The sequence below is a fragment of the Microcoleus sp. OTE_8_concoct_300 genome, from assembly GCF_031383065.1.
GTDB lineage: Bacteria > Cyanobacteriota > Cyanobacteriia > Cyanobacteriales > Microcoleaceae > Microcoleus.
The window spans coordinates 1-5,109 of sequence record NZ_JANMZH010000093.1 but is presented as its reverse complement, the minus strand read 5'-3'; the positions used below and the strand labels follow the sequence as shown (position 1 = coordinate 5,109).

Genomic DNA, 5,109 nt, shown 5'->3' with positions numbered 1-5,109 from the left:
GATTATTTGAATCCATTGAAAAACTAGAAGCACTGTTACATAAACTGTTAAATGAAGGAGGACTAATTATGAAATGGAACCGAAAAATAAAAAATAAAGGTAACTTAGTTAATGCAGTTTAGATGTCGAACAGCTTATCATGTCGCGGGTGCAACCGGAAACGATATGACTTAACAGGATTCCGGCAACTAAACCAGCCTCTCTTCCGGAATTCCCCTGTAGCAGCTGCCAAATGTGCTAACGTACAATCAAAAATCCCCAAATTTCAACTATCGGGAGATAGATAACTGTGTTCCCTCAAGCACCTCCAACTCCCCATTACAAATGGTTTAGCTGCATTTCTAGCACTGTTTTCACCGCATTGTGCCTGTTGCCCCTTTTGGGCGCTGCGGCATACGCCCAAACTCCCCAAAATAGACCCATCAAAATCGGCGTGGTGCAGCGGTTTGGCACGAAAGCAACCGACAAACTGACGCTGAAAGCATTACCGGGCGACAGCTTAACTTTGCGTTACAAAACTCCTCAAGGCATAGAAACCAAAACTGCTGCTAGCGTCAAGTTAGAAATAGCCCCGAAACCGCTGGAAACGCCGGCAGTAGAAGAACGAGTGGTACTAAGTTCTCACCGCAGTTTCGAGAGTGCGGAAGACAGCGCCAATCAGTGGCGGGCTAAGGGAATTGATGTAGAAATTGCTCAACCTTTTCGCTGGCAAGTTTGGGCGAAAAGAGATACTTACAACTCTCCTTTGGTGCGGCGCTGGCTGTTGCAAAGTTTGCAAGATCAAGGGAACAAAACAGCTTTTTTGGATTCCAAAGTTTTTAAACAAATACCCCAAGCATTTTGGGTTTTAAACGGCTTTCGTTTCAACCGCAATGAGTTGGATGTGACTGCAGGGAAAAATGTGATTGAGGTATTTGAACAAACCACCCAAGAGGCGACAGCTACTGAACCAGAAAAAGCAATTCAACAAACTCACCGTTATGGCGGCAGTTTGCACCTGCAAAAAAATGCTTACGGCACTTATACTTTGGTAAATAAAGTGCTGACCGAAACTTATTTGCGGGGTGTTGTTCCTCACGAAATTGGGGCTTTTTCGCCTTACGCTGCGATTGTCGCTCAAACTATTTTAGCGAGAACCTACGCCCTGAGAAATTTGCGCCGGTTTGCTGTGGATAATTATGAGTTGTGCGCTGATGTTAACTGTCAAGTTTATAAGGGTTTGACTGAGGTTTATCCGCAAAGTGATAAGGCGATCGCCCAAACGAGCGGTTTGGTGCTAACTTATCAAAATCAGCTAGTAGACGCGCTCTATTCCGCGTCTAGCGGCGGCGTCACAGCCTCTTTTAACGATGTGTGGCAGGGCCCGGAACGTCCATATTTGCGATCGATCGTCGATTCGCCTAATAATGTTTGGGATTTGTCGAAGCAGAGTTTGTCTGACGAAAACAATTTCCGCCGCTTTATCAGTTTGGAAAAAGGGTTTAATGAGGAAAAAGAAGAAACGTTTCGGTGGCGCGAACAAGCTTCTTTGACGGCAATTGGTGGATTTCTCAAACAGTATCTTCAGAAAAAACAGCACCCCCTGGCTAATTTTAAAACTCTCACTCAGGTGCAAGTGGTGGAAAGGTCGCCTGCAGGTCGAGTTTTGCAAATGAAGGTTCAAACTGACTTAGGCCCCATTGATATCGACAAAGACGAGATTCGCAATGCTTTTTACCCGCCGATTAGCACGCTTTTTTACCTAGAACCAATTTACAATCCAGACAAAACTCTCAACGGTTATGCTTTTGTCGGAGGCGGTTTCGGACACGGGGTGGGAATGAGTCAGACTGGTTCTTACAATTTAGCTAATTTGGGCTGGAATGGATCTCGAATTCTGGGCTTTTATTTTCCTGGCGCTCAAGTTGTACCCCTCAGCGATGCAATTACATTTTGGCGCGAATAGTTGATCGGAGTCGGCCTAAGAGTTGGCGATTTCCATCGCCACTACACAAACTTTCGTCCCTCTCTCAGAAACTCAATATTAGTCGTAAAACTTTTAGATTTTAGACTTTGGATTCTAGACTGGTTTCACAGTTAATCTAAAATCGGCCATCTAAAATCTAAAATTATTCGGTCAGCTATCGCCTCAAACTGCTATTAATCAATAGCTTGGAGTTAGAGCAGATGGCTGACGGCCCCCTTTTTAGTACAGCTCTTCTTCTTTGTGAGTTTCTATCGTGCAGTCAGACTTAGGATAGGCGACGCAGGTGAGGATATATCCGGCCTCGATTTGGTCGTCGTCCAAGAAAGATTGGTCGGATTGGTCAACTGTGCCTGATATGATTTTGCCGGCGCAGCTGGAGCAAGCACCAGCGCGACAAGAGTAGGGTAGATCGAGTTCTTTTTCTTCCGCAGCATCGAGAATGTAAGTATCTTCATCAACGTCAATGGTCTGGTTAAGCCCTTCGGCTTCGTTGATGAGGGTAACTTTGTAAGTTGCCATGCACTAAATCCTCTCAAAAATTCAACAATATTGATACTTTTCCCTAATGCAACCTTCAAGGCTCTATTAGCTTTGAGGTTAGGTCTTAGGTTCGTTCCCTCTATGATAGTAGGGGAAAGAAGCAAGGTTGCAACACTCATTTACAAAAAATTTGAATGGGATTAGTTATAACTTTTTCTAATTTCATCTTGATTACTTATACCTACTAAAGTCGGCGATTTAAATCATCGGCACTACACAAACTTTCCTCCGCGCAACGCGAGACTAAATATCAGTCGTAAAACTTTTAGATTTTAGACTTTGGATTCTAGATTGGTTTCACAGTTAATCTAAAATCTGCCATCTAAAATCTAAAATTATTTGGTCAGCTATCTGCTCAAAGAGTTAGGAATTTATAGCTGGGAGTGACAGACTCCTGGCGGCTTGTTTCAGTCTTAGACACAGAAACCCGGTTTCTTAACATAATTGCCGTATTTCAGCTTAATTCTGGAAACGAGAAACCCGGTTTCTTAAGGTATTGCGCGGAGCGTCCTTTCTTAGTACAGCTCTTCTTCTTGGTGAGTTATGATCGTACAATCAGACCTAGGATAGGCAACACACGTGAGGACATATCCGGCCTCCATTTGGTCGTCGTCCAAGAAAGATTGGTCGGATTGGTCAATTTCGCCGTCTTGGAGTTTGCCGGCGCAGGTGGAGCAAGCTCCAGCGCGGCAAGAGGAGGGGAGGTCGATTCCTTGTTCTTCAGCAGCATCAAGAATGTACTGATCATCTGGAACCTCAATGGTCGTGTTAAGTCCTTCGGCTTCGTTGATGAGGGTAACTTTGTAAGCTGTTGCCATGCACTAAATCCTCTCAAAAATTCAACAATATTGATAATTTTTCCTAATGCAACCTTCAAGGCTCTATTAGCTTTGAGGTTAGCTCTTAGGTTTGTTCCCTCTATGATAGTAGGGGAAAGAAGCAAGGTTGCAACACTCATTTACAAAAAATTTGAATGGGATTAGTTATAACTTTTTCTAATTTCATCTTGATTACTTATACCTATGTTGGGGTCAGCGGTGCGATACTGTTGCTGCCCGACTTGCGCAAAACAACCCGGTTTGTGAGAAAAATCCTGTTTTGAGTCGTACAGCACAAAAACCGGGTTGTTGGTATGCGGTGTGTCTGACGAGTTTCAGCAAGACTGGCAGCTTGCGCCAAGTCCCTGCCGCCTAAAATCTGGGCGATGGAACCCTAAACCCCTGCAACGCAAGTCTGTAACTAAGTAAGTGGGTACAAATAAACATAAGGTGGCAGCCGGGTTTTGCGCCCATAAACTGGCTCTTAGTATAGATCCTTGGCGCTTTCGATCCCCTACAAGACCCTACAGGATATTATGGTTTTTTTTCCCTTACCTACTTACCTAAAATCTAAAATCTAAAATCTAAAATCCTATGACTCTGATTAATACTCGCTCTGGTTTTTCGGTTAATTCTCCAATTCGCGTGGGGATTGTGGGTACTGGTTTTGCGGCTAAGTTGAGGGCCCAGACGGTTCAAGCTGATGGGCGATGGAACTTGGTAGCAGTTGCGGGCCACAGCCCGGAGAAAACCGCAGCATTTTGTCAGGGGTTCGGGGCCGAAGCTGCGGTTTCTTGGCGCAAGCTGGTAGAAAGAGACGATTTAGATTTGGTAATCGTCTGTACGGTGAACCGGGATCACGGGGCAATTGTCCTGGCGGCGCTAGAAAATGACAAGCACGTTGTGGTCGAATATCCTCTATCTTTAGACGTATCTGAAGCAGAAATGGCGATCGCCCTTGCCACCCAAAAGCAAAAACTCCTCCACATCGAACACATCGAACTGTTAGGCGGTTTACACCAAGCAATCAAAGAATCTTTGCCATTAGTCGGTAAAGTTTTTTACGCCCGCTACGTTACTATTACTCCTAAACATCCAGCGCCGCAGCGGTGGACTTATCAACCTTCCCTCTTTGGGTTTCCGTTAGTTGGTGCAATTTCGCGACTGCACCGATTTACCGATTTGTTCGGGGAAGTGACAAGCGTTAACTGTCAAGCTCAATTTTGGGACACTCAGCCGGATTTATACAAAGCTTGTTTGTGCAATGCACAGTTGCGCTTTGCCAATGGCCTTGTCGCTGAAACTGTTTACGGAAAAGGAGAGACTTTTTGGCAGTCGGAAAACGTTTTTACTATCTACGGTGAAGCAGGAAACCTGGTTTTTACGCCTGAATCCGGTCAATTAATTCAGGGAGAAAATCGGCGAGTGATCGAAGTGGGAACGCGGCGCGGCTTGTTTGCCAAAGACACCGATATGGTATTGGAATATTTGTTAAACTGTACGCCTTTGTACGTGAATAATGCCAGTAGTTTGTACGCTTTGAAGGTGGCAGATGCTGCGAGGATCTCGAGTGAGGCTGGGCAAAATGTAGCCCTTAGCAATTTATAAATAGGACTGAGGCAATAAAGCGTTTTTTATGCTATGTATAAGTAGTTAAGCAAAATTAATTACATAATTATCTCCAAATTCTTTAAGAATTTTTTCGACAGATGAAACAAGAGATTGCCAGCTAGAATAGGCATCTATTTCCAGCCATTCATATTTGATAAACCGCCACAAAATCTC

General features: G+C 44.3%; 4 protein-coding genes. 2 read left to right on the top strand and 2 right to left on the bottom strand.

Annotated features, from left to right (window positions below; translation table 11 throughout):
- Nucleotides 1-289: 289 nt before the first annotated feature.
- Nucleotides 290-1,945 (top strand): SpoIID/LytB domain-containing protein, encoded by a 1,656-nt coding sequence (locus ACUVJL_RS04450; protein WP_445244748.1) that lies wholly within the window; start codon nt 290-292, stop codon nt 1,943-1,945.
- A gap of 240 nt (nt 1,946-2,185) precedes the next feature.
- Here the strand turns inward: ACUVJL_RS04450 and ACUVJL_RS04445 are convergent, their stop codons facing one another.
- Both ACUVJL_RS04445 and ACUVJL_RS04440 read right to left on the bottom strand, forming a co-directional pair.
- The gene (locus ACUVJL_RS04445) at nt 2,186-2,485 is read right to left on the bottom strand and encodes a ferredoxin (RefSeq protein ID WP_445244747.1); all 300 of its coding nucleotides are present in this window, start codon (nt 2,483-2,485) and stop codon (nt 2,186-2,188) included.
- Between the two features lie 536 nt (nt 2,486-3,021).
- Nucleotides 3,022-3,324, bottom strand: a complete 303-nt coding sequence (locus tag ACUVJL_RS04440; RefSeq protein WP_445244746.1) for a ferredoxin — start codon at nt 3,322-3,324, stop codon at nt 3,022-3,024.
- Between the two features lie 594 nt (nt 3,325-3,918).
- Between ACUVJL_RS04440 and ACUVJL_RS04435 the strand changes: the two genes are divergently transcribed.
- A complete protein-coding gene (locus tag ACUVJL_RS04435; protein ID WP_445244745.1) occupies nt 3,919-4,932 on the top strand; it encodes a Gfo/Idh/MocA family protein in 1,014 nt (337 codons plus the stop codon).
- Nucleotides 4,933-5,109 lie beyond the last annotated feature (177 nt).

Coding starts and splice junctions, on each gene's coding strand:
- ACUVJL_RS04445 (WP_445244747.1), bottom strand. CDS start 2,485: ATGGCAACTTACAAAGTTACCCTCATCAACGAAGCCGAAGGGCTTAAC.
- ACUVJL_RS04440 (WP_445244746.1), bottom strand. CDS start 3,324: ATGGCAACAGCTTACAAAGTTACCCTCATCAACGAAGCCGAAGGACTT.
- ACUVJL_RS04435 (WP_445244745.1), top strand. CDS start 3,919: ATGACTCTGATTAATACTCGCTCTGGTTTTTCGGTTAATTCTCCAATT.